18 protein-coding genes and 1 riboswitch are annotated in these 17,428 nt (G+C 55.6%); of the genes, 6 read left to right on the plus strand and 12 right to left on the minus strand.

The window, feature by feature from the left end; genetic code table 11:
* Window positions 1-553: 553 nt before the first annotated feature.
* Window positions 554-640: riboswitch (cyclic di-GMP riboswitch) on the plus strand.
* Window positions 641-690: 50 nt separating this feature from the next.
* Window positions 691-1,341: a C39 family peptidase gene (locus ACP6EK_RS02625; protein WP_438317493.1), complete on the plus strand. Its 651-nt coding sequence runs from the start codon at window positions 691-693 to the stop codon at window positions 1,339-1,341.
* A 1-nt stretch (window position 1,342) separates the two neighbouring features.
* On the opposite strand, the gene ACP6EK_RS02630 is transcribed toward ACP6EK_RS02625, so the two are convergent.
* The 6 genes from ACP6EK_RS02630 to ACP6EK_RS02655 form a co-directional block, all read right to left on the minus strand.
* The gene (locus ACP6EK_RS02630; RefSeq protein ID WP_438317496.1) at window positions 1,343-1,864 is read right to left on the minus strand and encodes a peroxiredoxin family protein; all 522 of its coding nucleotides are present in this window, start codon (window positions 1,862-1,864) and stop codon (window positions 1,343-1,345) included.
* Window positions 1,861-2,154, minus strand: coding sequence for an ArsR/SmtB family transcription factor (locus ACP6EK_RS02635; RefSeq protein ID WP_438317499.1), 294 nt, complete (start codon window positions 2,152-2,154; stop codon window positions 1,861-1,863). Before ACP6EK_RS02635 ends, ACP6EK_RS02630 begins: the two co-directional genes overlap by 4 nt.
* Window positions 2,155-2,232: 78 nt before the next feature.
* Window positions 2,233-2,523 carry a heterodisulfide reductase subunit A-like protein gene (locus ACP6EK_RS02640; protein WP_438318840.1) on the minus strand — a complete coding sequence of 97 codons (291 nt, stop codon included), beginning with the start codon at window positions 2,521-2,523 and terminating at the stop codon, window positions 2,233-2,235.
* Between the two features lie 74 nt (window positions 2,524-2,597).
* Window positions 2,598-2,801, minus strand: coding sequence for a 4Fe-4S dicluster domain-containing protein (locus ACP6EK_RS02645; RefSeq protein WP_438317502.1), 204 nt, complete (start codon window positions 2,799-2,801; stop codon window positions 2,598-2,600).
* Window positions 2,802-2,883: 82 nt separating this feature from the next.
* Window positions 2,884-4,698 (minus strand): glutamine--fructose-6-phosphate transaminase (isomerizing), encoded by a 1,815-nt coding sequence (gene glmS / locus ACP6EK_RS02650; RefSeq protein ID WP_438318843.1) that lies wholly within the window; start codon window positions 4,696-4,698, stop codon window positions 2,884-2,886.
* Window positions 4,699-4,713: 15 nt separating this feature from the next.
* Window positions 4,714-5,778: a putative CRISPR-associated protein gene (locus ACP6EK_RS02655; RefSeq protein WP_438317505.1), complete on the minus strand. Its 1,065-nt coding sequence runs from the start codon at window positions 5,776-5,778 to the stop codon at window positions 4,714-4,716.
* A 250-nt stretch (window positions 5,779-6,028) separates the two neighbouring features.
* On the opposite strand from ACP6EK_RS02655, the gene ACP6EK_RS02660 reads away from it, so the two are divergent.
* Window positions 6,029-7,117 (plus strand): uroporphyrinogen decarboxylase family protein, encoded by a 1,089-nt coding sequence (locus ACP6EK_RS02660; protein ID WP_438317507.1) that lies wholly within the window; start codon window positions 6,029-6,031, stop codon window positions 7,115-7,117.
* A gap of 6 nt (window positions 7,118-7,123) precedes the next feature.
* On the opposite strand, the gene ACP6EK_RS02665 is transcribed toward ACP6EK_RS02660, so the two are convergent.
* From ACP6EK_RS02665 to ACP6EK_RS02680, 4 genes are all read right to left on the minus strand, one after another.
* Window positions 7,124-7,981 (minus strand): carbohydrate ABC transporter permease, encoded by an 858-nt coding sequence (locus ACP6EK_RS02665; RefSeq protein ID WP_438317510.1) that lies wholly within the window; start codon window positions 7,979-7,981, stop codon window positions 7,124-7,126.
* Between the two features lie 3 nt (window positions 7,982-7,984).
* The gene (locus tag ACP6EK_RS02670) at window positions 7,985-8,866 is read right to left on the minus strand and encodes a carbohydrate ABC transporter permease (RefSeq protein ID WP_438317513.1); all 882 of its coding nucleotides are present in this window, start codon (window positions 8,864-8,866) and stop codon (window positions 7,985-7,987) included.
* 39 nt (window positions 8,867-8,905) lie between these two features.
* Window positions 8,906-10,219, minus strand: a complete 1,314-nt coding sequence (locus ACP6EK_RS02675; RefSeq protein WP_438317516.1) for an extracellular solute-binding protein — start codon at window positions 10,217-10,219, stop codon at window positions 8,906-8,908.
* A 94-nt stretch (window positions 10,220-10,313) separates the two neighbouring features.
* Window positions 10,314-11,162, minus strand: a complete 849-nt coding sequence (locus tag ACP6EK_RS02680) for a helix-turn-helix domain-containing protein (RefSeq protein ID WP_438317519.1) — start codon at window positions 11,160-11,162, stop codon at window positions 10,314-10,316.
* A gap of 128 nt (window positions 11,163-11,290) precedes the next feature.
* Here ACP6EK_RS02680 and ACP6EK_RS02685 point away from each other — a divergent pair, with 128 nt between their 5' ends.
* The 4 genes from ACP6EK_RS02685 to ACP6EK_RS02700 are packed head-to-tail and all read left to right on the plus strand — an operon-like array spanning window position 11,291 to window position 15,607.
* Complete coding sequence (locus ACP6EK_RS02685; protein WP_438317522.1) at window positions 11,291-12,124, plus strand: sugar phosphate isomerase/epimerase family protein; 834 nt, start codon at window positions 11,291-11,293, stop codon at window positions 12,122-12,124.
* Between the two features lie 7 nt (window positions 12,125-12,131).
* Entirely contained in the window at window positions 12,132-13,628 is a 1,497-nt protein-coding gene (locus ACP6EK_RS02690) for a sugar ABC transporter ATP-binding protein (protein WP_438318846.1), read from the plus strand.
* A 5-nt stretch (window positions 13,629-13,633) separates the two neighbouring features.
* A complete protein-coding gene (locus tag ACP6EK_RS02695; RefSeq protein WP_438317525.1) occupies window positions 13,634-14,563 on the plus strand; it encodes an ABC transporter permease in 930 nt (309 codons plus the stop codon).
* Between the two features lie 36 nt (window positions 14,564-14,599).
* Window positions 14,600-15,607 (plus strand): sugar ABC transporter substrate-binding protein, encoded by a 1,008-nt coding sequence (locus ACP6EK_RS02700; RefSeq protein ID WP_438317528.1) that lies wholly within the window; start codon window positions 14,600-14,602, stop codon window positions 15,605-15,607.
* Window positions 15,608-15,669: 62 nt separating this feature from the next.
* Here ACP6EK_RS02700 and ACP6EK_RS02705 read toward each other — a convergent pair whose 3' ends face one another.
* Together ACP6EK_RS02705 and ACP6EK_RS02710 are read right to left on the minus strand one after the other, a co-directional pair.
* Complete coding sequence (locus tag ACP6EK_RS02705; protein WP_438318848.1) at window positions 15,670-16,389, minus strand: ATP-binding cassette domain-containing protein; 720 nt, start codon at window positions 16,387-16,389, stop codon at window positions 15,670-15,672.
* A 26-nt stretch (window positions 16,390-16,415) separates the two neighbouring features.
* Window positions 16,416-17,387, minus strand: a complete 972-nt coding sequence (locus ACP6EK_RS02710) for an ABC transporter permease (RefSeq protein ID WP_438317531.1) — start codon at window positions 17,385-17,387, stop codon at window positions 16,416-16,418.
* Window positions 17,388-17,428: the final 41 nt, after the last annotated feature.

Genomic DNA, 17,428 nt, shown 5'->3' on the forward strand with positions numbered 1-17,428 from the left:
AGGGATGGAAACCGGAGACGTTTCTCTTCAGTGACTTCATGAACCACAGGTTTGTAGCCTACCTATGAGGGATGGAAATAAAGGGAGCCGGTTCCCTGAAAGACCACCTGCTTGTGACCTGCCTTGAGAGGTCGAAATAAGGGGAATGGTCGTCCTTAAACGGTTACAAATTGCACGAAGGCTCCGGAACGTGACTCCGGAGCCTTCGTTTTATTAGGCCTGCAAAGGGGGATTTACCCCGTCTTTTTGCTGAGTTCCGCAAACTTACCCGCTTTGCAGTACTAAACACTCCTTTCTCAACGGATGCCAGGAACAGCATCAGCAGGCGTTCCTACGCAAAAAGCTATGGAATTCCGAGTGCCTGTAAGCTCGAGCACGGCGCTTCTACTTCCGTCCGGAGTATTTCCGGGGACATAGAGAGTGCTCTGGAAAGCAAGGAAAAGAAGAGGGTAAAACCTTTCTTTCCAGGGACACGGCGCTCTCAGACAAAAAGGCCAAAAATTTTCGCCACCCCCTAAAGTTCCCCTGACCCTTACCGATATAAAGGGATGAGGGAATGAAAGGGCAAACTCTCCGAAAGGGGAGGGCGCAAAGCCACAGGCCTACGGCGCGAAAGCGTTATGGCGGCTGGGCTGCCAAGTCCCTGGCGCGTCTTCCTCCCTCGGAGAGGAGCACAGGGGGTGCGAGGACGTGCGGAAGAACACAGCGTTTCTCCTGCTTTCTGGAATCCTTCTCCTTGCGCTTTTTACTGCCGGGTGTTCCACCGTCTCCTTTGAGGGGAAACTCCCTTCGTCGTTCCCCGCACAGACTGGGGGGAAATTCGTCGAGTACTCGTCAGAGCGAATCCTTTTGGACGTTCCTTTCCTGCCCCAGGTTCCCCCGGGAGACTGGGGAAACACCCGAAACTGCGGTGTGGCCTCGGCAGCAATGATTGCCGCCTATTACCTCGGTACCACACCATCTCCTGAAGACATCAAAGAAGCAAACGACTGGCTCAATGCTCGCTTTGGTCTCCCCATCAATGGCTATAACGGTGACTACACCAACGTTTTCCAGATTCGGGCGTATCTCGAAAGCCGGGGAGTGTCGACCCGAATCGGCATGGGGAACCTGGAGGTACTTCGAGGGCTTCTCCAGGCGGGAAAACCGGTTCTTGTTGCCGTCTTTGCCGATATGAACCCGCAGAGCTCAAGACATGCCATGGTGGCTGTAGGAATGGACAGCTTCTCCATCTACGTCCACGACCCTGGAAAACCAAATGGTGCTTACAACAGCTACCCTATCGGGCAGTTCCTCTCCGCCTGGGAGAAACAGGGGAACTGGTACGTGACCATCGAGTAACTCAGAGGATTTCCCGGAGGTATTCCTCAAGCTCCTCTGGGGAGAGCTCGCGCCGCTCCTCCCGGACGATTCTTCCCCGGCGGTTGAAGAAGACGTTGTGGGGGACCCAGGAAACGTTGTAGCGCTGCACTACCTTCGTCTCCGGAGTATCGATGGCCACAGGGTAGGCGAGGTTATGCTCCGCTACAAAGCTCCGGAGCGCTTCTTCCGTGCTCCCTCCGATGTAACCCACCCCAAGGACCACAAGCCCCCGGTCTCTGTACTTCTCGTACGCCGCCTCAAGGCGGGGAGCCTCACTGTGGCAGTGGCCGCAGGAGGGCGTGAAGAAGACAAGGAGTACCGGTTGCCCGAGGTACGAGGAGAGCCGCACCGTTCCTCCCGAAAGGAGCGGCAAGGTGAAATCCTTCACCCGCATATCCACAGGCGTTCCCGAAAGGAGCTGGCATCCGGCAAAGAAGGCGAAAACCACACATCCTGCACCTACCGCAAGGATAAGCATGAGCAAGAGCACGGGTTTGGTCATGGCGTTTCCTCCCTGGATACCGTAACGGCATCCCCCGCAATGGCCTCGGCAAGGGCGAGGAGTTCGAGGACTCGGGGGTCCTTGAGGGAGATGCGCTTTGCTGGACCCTGAATCTCCTCCTCAATAATCCCCGCCATTCGGAGCAACTTCACATGGCGCGAGAGGTTCGTTTTGTCGATAGGCAACATGCGCTCTATCTCACACTGGCAGAGCGGTTGTTCCGCAATTATCTTGACGATGGCTATACGCCACCGGCAGGAGAGAACCTTGAAAAGCTCTTCGACCCGCATAACGCTCTAACCTTCTATACGAGGAGAGAGGAACGGGGTTTCACCTCCACTGCCTGGGGTTTTGCGCCCCCGACAGGCTTACAGAACCGACTTTATGGCTTCCACCGCCTGACCTAGAGTCACATTCCTGATGTCAACGCCGACGTGCTTCTCTTTCGCAAAGCCGGTTTTTTCAAAGGCGTCCCGGAACATCTTCCTCTGCATGTCCGCGTGACACCCGGCGACAACAAGCTTCCCCACATCATCTGCTCCCTTCAGGAAGACCTCCCAGAAAACATCTCCATCGGAGGCGCAGAGCTGCGGATGGATACCGACGAAATCGACGAGCTTTTCCCGCCGCAGGGCGTTGAGCACCTCGAAGACGTTCATCTGATGGAACGACGGGCAGGTTCCCTGACAGACACAGGGAATAACACCCTTCTTGGCCGTGGTGCACACCTCCTCTACCTGGTATCTCCAAAGTACCTTCTTGCCTCAGCCAGACAGAGCTTTTGGCATCCCCGGCAGAACTCTACACACTCCAGAGGGTTGACTACCTCGGGTTTTCCTCCGTTCTCCCTGTACACTCCATGGGGGCAGAAGTTCACACAGGTCATACAACCTGTGCACTTCTCGTCGTCGATGACGGGGTACCACGTCTTTGCCATCACCCTCACCCCGTGTCATCCCTGTTTACTTGTTGTACAAGTGTACAACAAATCAACAAAGAAAACAAGAGGGGAATCCCCCTCACTCCACCGTCACGCTCTTTGCGAGGTTCCTCGGCTGGTCCACGTCACACCCCTTCTCAAGCGCTACGTAGTAGGCGAAAAGCTGGAGGGGGACAATGGCCAGAAGCGGTGAGAAAACCTCTAAGGTTTTTGGGATTTCCACAACGTAATCCGCTTTCTCCCGGACCTCCCCGTCACCCTCGTCGCACAGGGCGATAACCTTCCCCCGCCGGGCTTTGATTTCCTCGATGTTCCCGAGAACCTTGAGCCTTCGCTCTCCCTGGCCCACCAGGACAAAGCTCGCTACATCAGGCTCAATAAGGGCAATGGGACCGTGCTTCATTTCTCCTGCCGCCAATCCCTCAGCGTGGATGTAGGAAATCTCTTTGAGCTTCAGGGCCCCTTCCAGGGCGAGGGGATAGTACAGTCCCCGACCGAGGTAGAGGAAATCCTTGAAGAGGTAGAATTCTCTTGCCAGAGCGTGGATTTCCTCTTCCCGGGAAAGAAGTGTGCGCATTTTCCGGGGGAGCGTGGGGATTTCCTCAAGGAGCGACTCCATCGTCTTGGAGGGAAGCGTCTTCTTTTTCTTCCCCCAGAAAAGGCCGAAGAGCAAAAGCACCGTCATCTGGGCGAGAAAGGCTTTCGTCGAGGCCACACCAATCTCGATTCCGGCCCGGGTGTACACGGTCCAGTCGGCAAGGCGAGTCAGGGAACTCCCCAAAACGTTGCACACCGCAAGGACCCTGGCGCCTTTCTGCTTTGCGAGTTCCACCGCCCGCAGGGTATCCGCCGTCTCTCCCGACTGGGAAATGGCCAGAACCAGCGTCTTCTCATCGAGCAGAGGGTCCCGGTAGCGGAACTCCGAGGCATACTCCACATCGACCGGTAGGCGAACGAAATCTTCAAGATAGAGTTTCCCAAGCATTCCTGCATGGCAGGCCGTCCCGCAGGCAACGGCCACCACCCGCGAGAAATCGAGGGGGAAATCCTCGAGTTCCTCAAACTCCACTTCCCCCCGCGCCAGGCTCACCCTTCCGGCAATGGTGTCCTCAAACACCCGGGGCTGCTCGTGAATCTCTTTAAGCATGAAATGCTTGAAGCCCCCGCGCTCGGCGCTCACCGGGTCCCAGGGAACGGTAAAAACCGTCTTCGAGCATTTCTCCCCTGTCTTGTGGAAGACCTCCCACCCGTCTCTACTCACCCGGACAATTTCCCCGTCTTCGAGGAACACCGCTTTGCGGGTGTACTCTAAAAATGCCGGAACGTCAGAAGCCAGGAAGTACTCGCCATCCCCAATCCCCAGAATCAGAGGACTGAACTGCCGAACGCCATAGAGTACCCCGGGTTCCTCGGCAAAGAGGATGCACAGGGCATAGGACCCCTCAAGGAGGGGGAGAACCTTAAGAATCCGTTCCAGGGGCGAGCCGTCTCCCTCGAGGAGATGGGCTACCACTTCGCTGTCCGTCTCCGAGAGAAAGCGATGCCCCCCAGCAAGAAGCCTTTCCCGGAGTACCCGGTAATTCTCGATGATGCCGTTGTGGACGAGGGCAAGGGTTTTCCGGCAGTCGGTGTGGGGATGGGCGTTGTGGTCGGCAGGGACTCCGTGGGTTGCCCAGCGGGTGTGGCCGATACCACACCGGGAAGCGAAGGTTTTCCCCGCAAGCTCCTGCTCCAGTACCCCGATTTTCCCCACCTTTCGCACCACCACGATCCGCCCTTTTTCCTGGAGGGCCACCCCCGCTGAGTCATAGCCCCGGTACTCAAGACGCCTCAACCCTCCAAGGAGGACATGAAGGGCTTCCCTTTCCCCAACGTATCCGATGATGCCACACATTTCGCTCACGCTCCCTCAACCATTGTTCTGCCCTTCAAAGACCCGCGCTTCAAAGTCCTCTTCAAAAGGCACCAGCTTGCCTCTTTTTTCGCAGGACAGACCCTCGTCAAAGAGCCGGTCGTAGCTTCTGTCACTGTGCTGGGCCAGAGCGCAGACGATGAGGCCTTCGTCCTTCTCGCAGAAGAGCACCCGTTCGTTCTGGTGGCCCTGGGGGTAGACGAAACACCGGGAGTTCTTCAGCTTCTTCGCCCCACTTCGCCGGACCTCCGGAAGACAGAGCCGGCGGAGAATTCTCCGGATGCGTTCCCGGGTCGTCGCATCGGCCTGCAGGTACCACTCTAAGGCCCGTTTCCCAAAGTACACCGGAATTTTCGGAGCGCGCTGCACCTTCTCAAGGTATGCCTCAAAAACCGCCACTCCGGCAGGGGAGAGGAAAATTCGGTTCTCCCGTTCCTCAAGGAGCGAGGAAATTTCTTTCGGCAGTGTGGACCGGACAAGGTCAAACCTCGAGCGACCTTCCTGAGCAAAAGAACGGAGCAGGTCCTCGTGTTCGGCGATGACCGAGTAATCCCAGTCTATGGGGAGAGGAGGCATCTGCACAACCCTCTGAAAGGCCTCATAGATGTAGTACACGGGGACGTTGAAGAGCAACCCCACCAAAGTTGCGTAGGCTCCTTCTGCCTTGAATCCTCCCGTGGCGTTGATGAGCACCTCCCGGCCCTTGAACCTTTCCTCTCTAATGCAGGCCACCAGAGTCCCCACAAGGGCACGCAGGCCCAGGCGGAAGTCCGCCTCCCGGTACGAGAGGTCCTTGACGCACACCATCCTCGTCTCGTGCCCCCGGTTTTCGAAGAACTCGGCAAGCGCCCAAGCACAGAGGTGACTTTCAGAGGTTTCGGAGTGGAGGAATACCAGTGCGTCATCCTCCCGGAGCAGATGGTACAGCGCGTTTGTCTCCGCCGAGGCTTTTCGCAGGTCCGTGAGGGCGAGGAACCGGATGAGTTCTGCCACGTCCGGGGAGCCGGAAGGCGACGCATTCCTCACAAGGGAAGTCCCCACCGTATTCAGAATGGTCCTCACCAGGTTTCACCCCTCTCTATCCCTGGCTCCATTATACCCTCTATAGAGAAAGGTCCAAAACCCTGGGGAAACGGACTCAACCTCTCTGAAGAAGCTCACAGAGGCCTGCTCGATTCATCCTGAAAGTTCCCGAATTGCTGGCGGAAGGAAGCCTTGGGGGTGGGTCGATATGAACCCATGTGTTTGACACCCTAAGTCCACAAGGCATACTATACTCAGAGGGAAGATTCCCGGAAAGAAGGTGGGGAAAATGACCCGTGAAGAACGAGTGCTTCGGACCATCTCCCGTCAGGAGATCGATTACCTCCCAAGCCAGATATACTTTGCCTCTCAGACCACCAAAGAGAAACTGCAAAGCGTGCTGGGGTTCTCCTCTCCTCAAGACCTTGAGGCATACCTCGACAACCACCTCTACCTGACGTTCACCATGGACGACGTCTTCCGCTACCGGGAGGACCACGAACTCCTGAAGAGAGCCGAAGAGATGGGCTTTGCCCGAGTGGACTGGGAAAAGGGCATCGTCTACGACCGCTGGGGCATTGGCTTTGACATGTACTCCGATGGGTTCTGCATCCGCCACTTCCCCCTCCAGGACGAGGATGCCCTTAAAAAGTTCGAACCCCCAGACCCGACAAGACCCGGCCTCCTTGCTGTGGCCACCGAGGACCTGAAGCGGTACTCTGGAGACTACCTCGTTGTCTGCACCGGGTACCACGGCATCCTCGAGAAAGCCTGGGGGCTCCGGGGATTCGAAGCCTTCATGCTCGATCTTGCCCTGGGGACAAAGGATATTGAGCGGCTCCTCGACGCCATCACCGAGTACAAGGTCGAAGTCGCCCGACAAGTCGTCCAGGCAGGGTTCAAGTGCGGTCACACCGGGGATGACTTCGGCACCCAGCGGGGACTCCTCATCTCACGGGACACCTGGAGGAAGTACTTTAAGCCCCGCTGGGCCAAGGTGTGGCGGGTGTACAAGGATGCTGGTCTTCCGGTAATTCACCATTCCTGCGGCAACATCACCGAAATCATCGGAGATATGATCGACATCGGCCTTGACGTCCTTGAACCGGTGCAGCCGGTCATGGACCTTGCCTACCTCAAGAGGGAATTCGGGAGACACATCACCTTCTACGGAGGTATCGATACCCAGGAACTTTTGCCCTATGGTACGCCTGATGAGGTGAAGACCATGGCCAGGGAAACCATACGCATCCTGGGGAAGGGTGGAGGGCTCATCATCTCTCCGGCCCAGGAAATCATGCGGGATGTCCCCATTGAGAATGTGGTGGCACTGGTTGAGGCCATCAGGGAAGAACGGGGAGCAGTTCTCAGGGAGTGAGCGGAGCTACTTTATCGCTCCGAACGTCAGACCCCTCACCATCCATCTCTGGATGAAGAAGGTCAGCACAACGACCGGGATCAGAATAATGGTCCCGGCGGCGCACATGCCACCCCAGTCGATGAAAAACTCTCCGACGAAATCAAAGAGGCCCACCGGAAGCGTACGGGAAGCAGGCGTGCGGGTCAGAATCAGGGCAATGGCGAACTCATTCCAGCTCAGGAGGAACGAAAAAATGGCGCTGGCGGAAATCCCGGGAGCTGCAAGAGGGATGTCCACTTTCCACAGGGCCTGCCAGCGTGAGCATCCATCGATGCGAGCAGCCTCTGAGAGCTCCGCCGGGATATCGGCAAAGAATCCCTCCATGAGCCAGATGACAAAGGGTGTATTCAGCATTGTGTAGGTCAAGATAAGGCCAGAGAGGGTGTTCACAAGCTGGACCTTTTTGAAGAGCACAAGCAGAGGAAGCCCGAGCGCCAGTCCCGGTATGGCTCGCATGAGAATGACGCTGAGGAAGAGGTTCCTTTTGCCACGGAACTCGAATCTCGAGAAAGCGTATCCAGCAAGTGTCCCCAGCACGATGGAAAAGAAACCGCTCGACAGCGCAACCAGAAAAGAATTGCGGAAGTACTCCCGGAAAGGGAGGGAAGCCTCCTCATGGGGGCTACCGAAGAGCTTGATGTACGAGGAGAGGGTGACCTCCCGGGGGAACCACACAGGGGGGAAGGCGTTAATCTCTCGCCCGACCCGAAAGGAAGTCTGCACCATCCAGTAGGTCGGGAAGAGGAGGAGGACAAGGATGACCACGGCAAAAACAGTGCATAGTGCCGTCACAACCCTCTCCCTTTTCCTGCGAGATGTCACCTCTTACGTCCTCCCTTTAAGAAGCTGACGGTAGAGGTACACCGCAAAACCAACGGTTAACACCATATCGATGAAGGAAATCGCCGCTCCATAGGCAAACTGGTAGTCGACAATCGCCCTGCGAAAGGTGTACGTTCCCAGAATTTCTGTGGCATACGCTGGTCCACCACCGGTCATGAGCATGATGAGGTCAAAGGCTTTTCGCCCTGCGTCGAGCGAGCGGATAGTCATGGCGATGAAAATGAGGGGGCGGAGCATCGGGAGGATAACATACCGGAAACGCTGCCACGGGCTTGCCCCATCGACGAGGGCCGCCTCAAGCGGCTCAACGGGGAGCGAGAGGAGACCGGCGAGGAAGATAATCGCCGTAAAGGGCGTATTCTGCCAGATATCGGCGAACATCACTGCAGGCATCGCCGTTTTCGTTCTCACAAGCCACCCAATGGGGCGATCGATAACGCCAAGGGAAAGGAGAACGTTGTTGAGGAGGCCAAACTGGTCATTGAAAAACCAGCGAAACTGAAGCCCCACAAGGATAGGGGGGAACATCATGGGAATCATGAAAAGCGTCCTCAGGATCCCCTGGCCGCCTGAAGCCCGGTTCAAAAGAAGGGCCACAAGGAGACCGAGGACGAGTTCAGCATTAACCACGACGACCATGAAAAGCAGAGAGTTCTTCAAGGCCACCCAGAAGGCAGGGTCGTGGAGCACTTCCCAAAAGTTTTGGAAACCCACAAAACGGAGGCTCTGGGCTTTCAAGAGGTGGAAAGAGGTAAGGCTTAGGAAGAAGGAGTACACCAGGGGGAAGACGATGAGGAGGAACGTCCCGATGACACTTGGCAGGATGAGCATGTAGGGGAAGTACCGCTCGCTGTGTGGACGCATGGTTCCTGAAAAAGGCCCGCCTCGAGGCGGGCCTTTTTTCTACCTCCCGAGGATCTTTCTGACCTTCTCCGCCGCAATGTCAAGGGTAACCTTGACGTCCCGCCCTTCCACAAGGGACTTCTGCAGCTCAGGCCATATGGCGCTCACAATCTCCTGGTACTCAGGGATTTTAGGCGGAGGGACAAAGCCTGCGAGCTCTTGCTCCAAAAGCTCAAGGCGCTTCAGGTCAAGGGGATCACCGGTTTTGGTCACGTCTTCTTTCAGCCTCTGGTACGCAGAGATACTGGCCGGCAAGAACCCTCCTTCTTTCGCCTCAAAGTACAGGTTATCGCCAGAGGTCAGGAACTTCACAAGCGCCACAGCGGCTTCGGGGTTCTTCGTAGACTTCGCAACGGCAAACCCATGGCTTCCTCCCCAGATCTTCGCATACCCAGCCGGACCCACAGGATACGGTGCAAGGCCGAATTTCCCCGCAACCTTGGACTCCTTGGGGTCTTTCATCATGGTGTACCATCCTGGCCAGTCGAAGTAGAAGGCAATGAGCCCGTCGCGGAAAGCCTTGGCCACTTCGTCCCAGCGGTAGTTGGGAACCCCTTCGGGCGTGGCCTTTTTATGGTAGTACAGGTCAACGAGGAGCTGAAGCGCTCTCTGCCCTGGCTCCTGGTTGAAGATGACATTGCCTTCCTCGTCAAAGAAGTTGCCACCTGCCGAGAGCAGGAGCTCGTAGAAGGTCCCCACAAGGGGTTCTTCCCCACCCGTGAAAACAAAACCGTAAAGGTTAGGTGGCCGGGTGAAGAACTCCGCAACATCGAGGAGTTCCTGCCAGTTTGTGGGTGGACGGAGATCATACCCGTACTTTGCCTTAAAGGCTTCCTGCTCTTTGGGATCTTCGAAAAGGTCAGTCCGGTAGTACATAATGCGCACATCGGTATGTCTTGGGAGCATAATGAGCTTCCCGTCGACGGTGCTCGCCTCTATGGTCGATGGGGTGAAGTCCTTGAGGTCCTCAGGGGTCAGGTATTCGTTCAGGGGCAACAGGAAGTCCTTCTGTCCCGGTGCAAAGGTGGTATGGGTGCTGATAACGTCGATGTCCCCTCCACTTGCGAATTCCTGAGCCACCCTCTTGTTGAGCTCAAAGTGGCTTAGCTTCGCGGCGATGTTCACCTTGGCCCCGGTTTGTTCCTCGAACTCAGGGATTTTCGTGTAGAGTTTCTCATAAGCCCCACCACCGATGAAGTAAGCATTCAGCACAACACCTTCAAAGGGCTTCTTCTCCTGGGCCGCCACCGAAAGGGAGAAAGGCACCACGAGGGAGAAGACCATTAAAGCCACAAGGAGCCTTTTAGAGAGCATATGTTTCCCCTCCTCTCAAGGGTTGTATAATGCATTTTCATTGTACCACAGGTCCTCGTCCTGAAGAGACCGGCAGGAGATAGAAAAAACTTCCTCAGACACCCGAAGACAGAACGGAGCCACTTTCTCCAAACGCATGGGCCTTACGCCATTCAATGGGGCTAAGCCCCGTGAGTTTGCGGAACGCTTTGGAAAACTGCTGGACGCTTCCAAACCCAAGCCGCAACGCAACATCCGTCACGCTGTATTCACTATGTAAGAGCATGCATTTGCTCCTCTGAAGGCGTAGCGTCACAAGGTACTTTTTCGGGCTTACCCCAACGTATCGCTTAAAGAGTTCCCGAAAATGCTGTGGCGAAAGACCCAACTCATGGGCAAGGTCCTGGATACGAATGTCGTCCTGATACCGGCTGTGGATGATCTGCAGTGCTCTTTCCACCATCCTCCCCTGGTGAGGGCTCACATAAGGCCCAATACTTCGCGAGGCGCTCCGCAGAAGAAGGACCAGAAGCTCCGACAAGAGGGCTTTGCACTGGATACCTGCAAAAGGCAAACCCCCTGCAATCTCTCTCTGGAGCTTATGGCAGATATCCAGGAAAAGGCTCACCTCAAGCTCAAAGAGCGAAAAGCGACCAATAGGAGGGGTATTCCTCAGCTGTCGGAGGAGATCCCGCTCAAGCTCCAGGAACTGGACAACAACAAAGGCAACTCCTGACGAAGCGTCTGCGGTAAAACCGTGAGGTACGCCCCTGGGGAAGAAAAAGACATCGCCAGAGCGGAATCGAAGCGACCGCTCCCCAACCTGGATTGCGCATTCGCCCATTCGCACGAGGCCAATCTCGTGTTGCGTGTGGCGATGCGGTGAAATCGACCAGCCGGGAGGATACGGTGGTTCAAGAATAACTGCGTATTCATAAACTGGTTGAGACAAGGTACAGGACATGTGAAAACCCCTTCTTATTCTACAACGAGGCTTTCCTTTTTGACAACTCAACCAGCGAAATGCTGTTGCATAGGCTTTGGGAATTACGCTACTCTCAAACAGGATACTCCACATTGGGAGGGGAGTATATGCTCATCGGCATTAACGGAGAGTTCGTTCGGCACAGTGACAAATCCTTCGAGTACGCCGTTGAAGCTGCGGCAAGGATGGGTTACGAAGCTTACGAACCGGTACTGATTGACGGGAGAGACCTCTTCTCAGAAGCGGGGTACTACCATGGGATCAGCATGGATGAAGATGCCCTGTACTACAAGGACTTCATTGAGTCACGAGGGCTGCGGATTTCGGGGGTTTCGGCTCATGCTCCGCTCATGCGACCCGATGTCGGCGTTCCCTTCCTCCGCCGGGCGATTCGGTTTGCGTACCAGCTTGGTGCTCCGGTGGTGAACACCGACGAAGGTATCCGGCCGAAGTGGATGAGCGAAGGAGAAGCTTTTCAGATCATGAAGTACAGCCTCACCGTAGTCCTCCAGACAGCCGAACGCTACGGAATCTACATCGGTATTGAGCCGCACAACGAATTCACCACGAATCCCGAAACCATGGAGAGAATTCTCGAGCTTGTGGATTCACCTTTCCTGCGGGTGAACTTTGATACCGGAAACTCTTATCTCAGCGGCCATGACCCGTATGAAGCTCTGAAAGCAGTTGCTCACAAGGTCGTCCACGTCCACGCAAAAGACATCGGAGGGACGCTGCTCGATGAAAAAGGCAAGGTTTACGGTACGCCCGTTGGGGTTGCCTGTGGAGAGGGGGTCATTGACTGGGAAAAGGTCATGTTCATACTGAAAGAGGCCGGTTACAAAGGTGTATTGAGCGTTGAATGTGGCACCGAAGAACAGGCCCAGAAGAGCCTGGAATACTTGAAAAACCTCCGCCAGAAACTCGGCTTAGGGGTGTGAATTCTTGGTGCCAGAACGGGAAGTTCTCCTTTTGGTGAACGAAATCTCCAAAAGTTTCCCTGGCATTCTCGCTCTGGACTCGGTCTCCCTCGTGCTTCATGCCGGTGAGGTCCACGCGCTTATAGGAGCCAACGGGGCTGGCAAGTCTACACTGGTGAAAATCATCGCGGGTGCCCTGCAGCCGGATCGCGGGAGCATCACAATCGGTGGGAAGACTTTCCGGGCCCTTACGCCCCTTCTTGCGCGGAAGGTAGGGATAGCCGCCGTGTACCAGGAACAGCAGCTTGTTCCGGATCTCACCGTTGCCGAAAACGTCTTCCTGGGAAAAGAGCCCAAAACGGCTCTTGGGCGTGTTGATTACCGGCGAATGCTGGCAGAAACCGGAGAACTCATTCAGGCCTATGGATTCAGCATTCAACCGAGCGACACCGTGGGGGAGCTCCCTCTTGCTCAGCGGCAGGAGGTGGCGATTCTCAAGGCCCTGAAGGAACAGGCAAGGGTCCTCCTTCTTGATGAACCCACGGCAGCACTTACCGGTCCACAGGTAACCTTTATGTTCCACCTCATTGAGCAGCTCCGAAAGCAAGGCATTGGCATTCTCTACATTTCTCACCACATCGATGAAATCCTTTCCATTGCGCAGAGAATCACCGTTTTACGGAACGGAAAGAACGTCGGGACCTTCCTCACCCAAGACGTCACGAAGGAAATGCTCATCGAGAAAATGGTAGGAAGACGCATCGAAAGAGGGCCGAGTTTTCCTCGAGCACCATCAGGTGGGGTTGCCCTCGAGGTACAGCACCTTGCCGTTGACGGTAGGGTCGAAAACGTGAGTTTTCTCCTTAGAGAACGAGAAATACTCGGACTCTCGGGTTCTGCGGGATCTGGGTGTCGGGAAATTCTCCGAAGCATTGCCGGCTTGCTCCCTCCTCGCAAGGGACAGATACAACTCTTTGGAAAACCCTTCCGTCCCCGGGGAACTGTTGATGCCATTCAGCAGGGAGTTCTCTTCATGCCTGAGGACATGCGGAAAGAGGGCCTCGTTCTGCCTCTTCCCTTTCCGAGAAACATCACCCTTGCCAAACTCCAGAAAGTGACGTCCCGGGGTATCATTGTCCCTGCTAAGGAAATCCAGGCAGTGCAACCTTACATAGCCTCACTCCGTATAGTTGCCCCGTCTTTATGGGCCGAGACTCGTGTACTCAGTGGAGGGAATCAGCGAAAAGTCCTCCTTGCCAAGGCCCTCTTTACCGACGCCAGGATCTGGCTCCTTGAGGACCCCACCCAGGGAGTGGACGTAGAAACCCGCCAAGAAATCCACCGTCTGATCATAGAAGCGAGAAACAGCGGGAGAAGCATTCTGCTTTTCTCCTCCGACCTCGAGGAACTCCTCACCCTCTCTGACCGTATCATGGTCATGTACAAGGGAACACTCGTCAAAGAAGTGGACAACCCCGCAATGGTAACCGCACAGGAACTCCTGTCCATGACCTTAGGAGGGTAGGAAAAATGGGCAAAGTCTTTCTGGCCATCTTTGGCGGAAGAAATGTGCTGGTTCTCGTCCTTCTTGTCCTCGCCCTTATCACAGGTATAGTGAACCCCAGGTTCCTGACCCTCCAGAACGCACTCAACATCATGCTTCAAGTCTCGGTTCTTGGTATTGTCAGTATCGGCGCAACTATTCTTCTTGTTTCGGGAGGGCTGGACCTCTCCGTAGGAAGCCTGCTATCGCTCAGCGCCTACATAGCTGGTCTGGTCATCCTTCGGTTCCAGTCGCTCCCCCTCGCCATTCTCCTCGCATTCTGCACCTCTGTAGGATTTGGGGCCTTTAATGGTCTTTTGGCTGCAACCGAGCGAGCCCATCCCTTCATCATTACCCTTGGCATGATGACCTTCCTTCAGGGCATCGCTATCGCCATTAGCCGGGGAAGTCCCATTAACGGCATGGGGGGACTTTACGAGCTCATCGGCATTCGAGACTTCCTGCGTATCCCGCTGCCAGTTTTCGTGTTCCTCACCGTTCTGGTCGTCGCAGATATCTTCCTGCGTTACTTTCCCTTGGGAAGATACGCTTACGCCATCGGAGGCAACCAGGAAGCCTCACGGCTCTCTGGAATTCGCGTGGGAAGGGTAAAGGTCATCCTCTACGCACTCAATGGAGTGTGTGTAGGCATTGCCGCCATAGTCCTTAGCGCCATTCTGGATTCAGCACTCCCAACAATGGGAAGCGGATACGAACTTCGGGCTGTAGCAGCAACGGTTATAGGGGGAACTCCTCTCTTTGGGGGAAGGGGAAGCGTCTGGAGGACGCTTCTTGGGGTGCTGTTACTCGGGCTTGTGTCAAATAGTCTCAACCTGATGGGGGTGAGCGCCAACCTGCAAAACGTGGTCCTTGGGGCAATTATGGTGATGGCGGTCATGTTCCAGGGTTCAAAGTGAGGGAGAGTTCAAGCCGGGCGTAAAGGAGGTATTGCCATGAGGAGAGGGAATGCGTGGGTTATGGGTGTTATGGTGCTTTGCGCGGTGGTCCTACTCTTTGGAAGCGTTTTCGCAGAAGACCAGCTGGAAATTGCTTTCATCCGGGCAACGGGAGAGCCGTACTACCAGTATGGCTCACAGGCTGCGGAAATAGCGGCAAAGAAGCTTGGGGTCAAGATGATTATCTATACTTCAAATCTTGACCCGGCTCAGGAACTGGCAAACGTCCAGGACGCTATCTCCCGTGGCGTTGACGGAATACTCATCTACGCCGTATCGCTCTCTTCCGAAAGGGCAGCCGTCGATGCAGCGAGCAAGGCTGGGGTTCCCATATTCTTCCAGTACGGATACCATCCGGACCTCTTGCCAAAATCCGCGGGGTTCATGCAGATAGACCTCAAAGGGTTTGCACGACCCCTTGGAGAGTGGATGGCGGAAAACATTCCAAGCGGGAAAATCGCGATTATTGAAGGAACCCTGGGAAGGGGCGATGCAGAAGCGTACACTGAGGGTTTCCTTGAAGGGCTTGCGAAGAATCCAAACCTGCAGGTTGTGGCCAAGGTCTCTGCAGAGTGGAACAGGCAAAAGGCCTATGAGGCAGCTACGAACATCATTACTGCTCACCCGGACATCGTGGGGATGTTCGTCCAGAACGAGGATATGGCTGTGGGTGTTGTCAATGCTCTGGAACGGCTCGGGAAGCTCGAACAGGTGAAAATCGTTTCACAAAATGGGGCTCCCTATGGACTTGACCTCATTCGGGAGGGGAAGCTCCAGCTCACCAATGCCAACCCGCCGTCCATTGCCTCGGTCATGGCCCTGCGCATCTTGCTCGGGGTTATCAAGGGAGAAATCGAACCGGGGCACTTCTACTGGGCACCAACGCAACTCATCTCGAAGGAAAACCTGAACGTTGCGTACCGCTGGGACGCCAGCGAAGAGGAAATCGAGGAATGGCTGAAGCTTCCGCTTCCTGAGCCCGTTATTCCGCCTCCATCCTCCTGAAGTACGGAAAAACAGGGCCTGGAAGTTTTTCTTCCGGGCCCTGTGTCCTAAGCACCATGGACTTACGGCAAAACCATGAGCTTGGTGATCTCCTCAACCGACGTTTCCTCTTTACGGAAGTCCCCAATCTTTTCGCCGTGGCTCAAGACCACAATCCGGTCAGCCACGGGGTATACATGGTACAGGTTGTGGGAGATGAAAATGCTCGAAATGCCCTGTTTCTTAAGTTCTCTAATGAATTCAAGGACCCGTTCAGACTCCTTCACCGAGAGGTTGTTGGTCGGTTCGTCGAGAATGACGAGCTTTGATTTGAAATACATCGCCCGGGCAATGGCCACACCCTGCCTCTGACCCCCCGAGAGTTCATCCACCGGAGCATGAGGCGAACGGAGCCGAAGGTCCACTCTCTCGAGAGCTTTCATGGACTCTTCCTCCATCCGGGGGATGTCGAGGTACGCCAGGGGACCGACGCGGAATCTTGCCAGCTCCCTCCCCATGAAGATGTTCCGCATGACGCTCATCTTCGGCACCATGGCTGCTTCCTGGTAAATGGTCTCAATGCCCAGCATCCTGGCTTCACGAGGGGAGGAGAAGTGGCACTCTTTTCCTTCAAAGTAAATCTTCCCCTCGTCAGGTGGGTACACTCCAGAGAGAATCTTGATGAGCGTGGACTTTCCAGCGCCGTTGTCCCCGACGAGACCGACAACCTCGCCATACCCCACGGAGAAGTCCACTCCCCGAAGGGCGCATACTCCGGAGAACCACTTGTGGATGTTCACCATCTCAACGAGGTTTTTTCGTTCCACCGCTAACACCTCATCTTTCGGGCTCGTTCCCGAACGAAGGTATTGAGAATGACGGCAAGAATCGTTGCGATACCGATGAAAACGCGGAACCAGTAGCTTGGTGCCCGAGCCATGACTAGGCCGTTGTCGATGATACGGATGAGGAAGGACCCAATGACGGTCCCGATGACAGTCCCGACACCTCCTGAAAGCGCCGTGCCTCCGATAACTGTAGCAGCAATGGCCTCCATCTCGAGACTACCGCCCATCGAGGGGAGGGTCGTCTCGAGCCGAAACGACTGAATAACCCCGGCAAAACCTGCAAGGAGCGAACAGAGCATGAAATTGGCGAGCTTCACCTTTCCTGTGTCGATGCCCATGGCCCGTGCGGCAACCTGGTTGCCGCCGGTGGCGAACATCCAGTTCCCGAAATCGGTGCGTTCCAGGATGAACCAGAGGAGAACGGTAATCCCCACGAACCAGAGGAGAGAAGCCCTGAAAATCCCCATCCTCCCCACAAGGAAAGCCGTGGGCAGGGCCGATGAAAACGGCGGGGGCCATCCACCCGAGATGAGGAGCACCGCCCCCCTCCAGATCAGCATGGTGCCAAGAGTGGTGATAAACGAAGGAATCCCGAAATAGAGCGTTACAAACCCGTTGAGGCCTCCAAGAAGTAGCGAGAGTAGGAGAGCAAGCACGATGGAGAGTACGGGGTGGATACCCTCGCTCACGAAAAGGGAGATCATGATGGGGCAGAAAGCAAAAAGGGACCCCACCGAGAGGTCGAACTCGCCGGCAATCATGAGCATCGTCACTCCTAAAGCGACAATCCCGAGTTCCGGGATGATCTCGAGGACGACGCCCACGTTTTCCCGGCTCAGGAAAAGAGGCGAGAGGGCGAAGAACACGAGAATCACCACAAGGAGCATGATGAGGCTGCTGATTTCACGAAGGAGTAATGCTCGCCGGAGGGTAAAAAGGAGTGTGTGTCGCACGTTTTCTCCTCCTTTGGAACGGGGAGCCCTCTTGGGGCTCC

The organism is Candidatus Caldatribacterium sp. SIUC1 (assembly GCF_051549785.1).
Classification (GTDB): domain Bacteria; phylum Atribacterota; class Atribacteria; order Atribacterales; family Caldatribacteriaceae; genus Caldatribacterium.

Coding starts and splice junctions, on each gene's coding strand:
- ACP6EK_RS02630 (WP_438317496.1), bottom strand. CDS start 1,864: ATGACCAAACCCGTGCTCTTGCTCATGCTTATCCTTGCGGTAGGTGCA.
- ACP6EK_RS02635 (WP_438317499.1), bottom strand. CDS start 2,154: ATGCGGGTCGAAGAGCTTTTCAAGGTTCTCTCCTGCCGGTGGCGTATA.
- ACP6EK_RS02640 (WP_438318840.1), bottom strand. CDS start 2,523: ATGAACGTCTTCGAGGTGCTCAACGCCCTGCGGCGGGAAAAGCTCGTC.
- ACP6EK_RS02645 (WP_438317502.1), bottom strand. CDS start 2,801: ATGGCAAAGACGTGGTACCCCGTCATCGACGACGAGAAGTGCACAGGT.
- glmS (WP_438318843.1), bottom strand. CDS start 4,698: ATGTGTGGCATCATCGGATACGTTGGGGAAAGGGAAGCCCTTCATGTC.
- ACP6EK_RS02660 (WP_438317507.1), top strand. CDS start 6,029: ATGACCCGTGAAGAACGAGTGCTTCGGACCATCTCCCGTCAGGAGATC.
- ACP6EK_RS02670 (WP_438317513.1), bottom strand. CDS start 8,866: ATGCGTCCACACAGCGAGCGGTACTTCCCCTACATGCTCATCCTGCCA.
- ACP6EK_RS02675 (WP_438317516.1), bottom strand. CDS start 10,219: ATGCTCTCTAAAAGGCTCCTTGTGGCTTTAATGGTCTTCTCCCTCGTG.
- ACP6EK_RS02680 (WP_438317519.1), bottom strand. CDS start 11,162: ATGTCCTGTACCTTGTCTCAACCAGTTTATGAATACGCAGTTATTCTT.
- ACP6EK_RS02685 (WP_438317522.1), top strand. CDS start 11,291: ATGCTCATCGGCATTAACGGAGAGTTCGTTCGGCACAGTGACAAATCC.
- ACP6EK_RS02695 (WP_438317525.1), top strand. CDS start 13,634: ATGGGCAAAGTCTTTCTGGCCATCTTTGGCGGAAGAAATGTGCTGGTT.
- ACP6EK_RS02700 (WP_438317528.1), top strand. CDS start 14,600: ATGAGGAGAGGGAATGCGTGGGTTATGGGTGTTATGGTGCTTTGCGCG.
- ACP6EK_RS02705 (WP_438318848.1), bottom strand. CDS start 16,389: ATGGTGAACATCCACAAGTGGTTCTCCGGAGTATGCGCCCTTCGGGGA.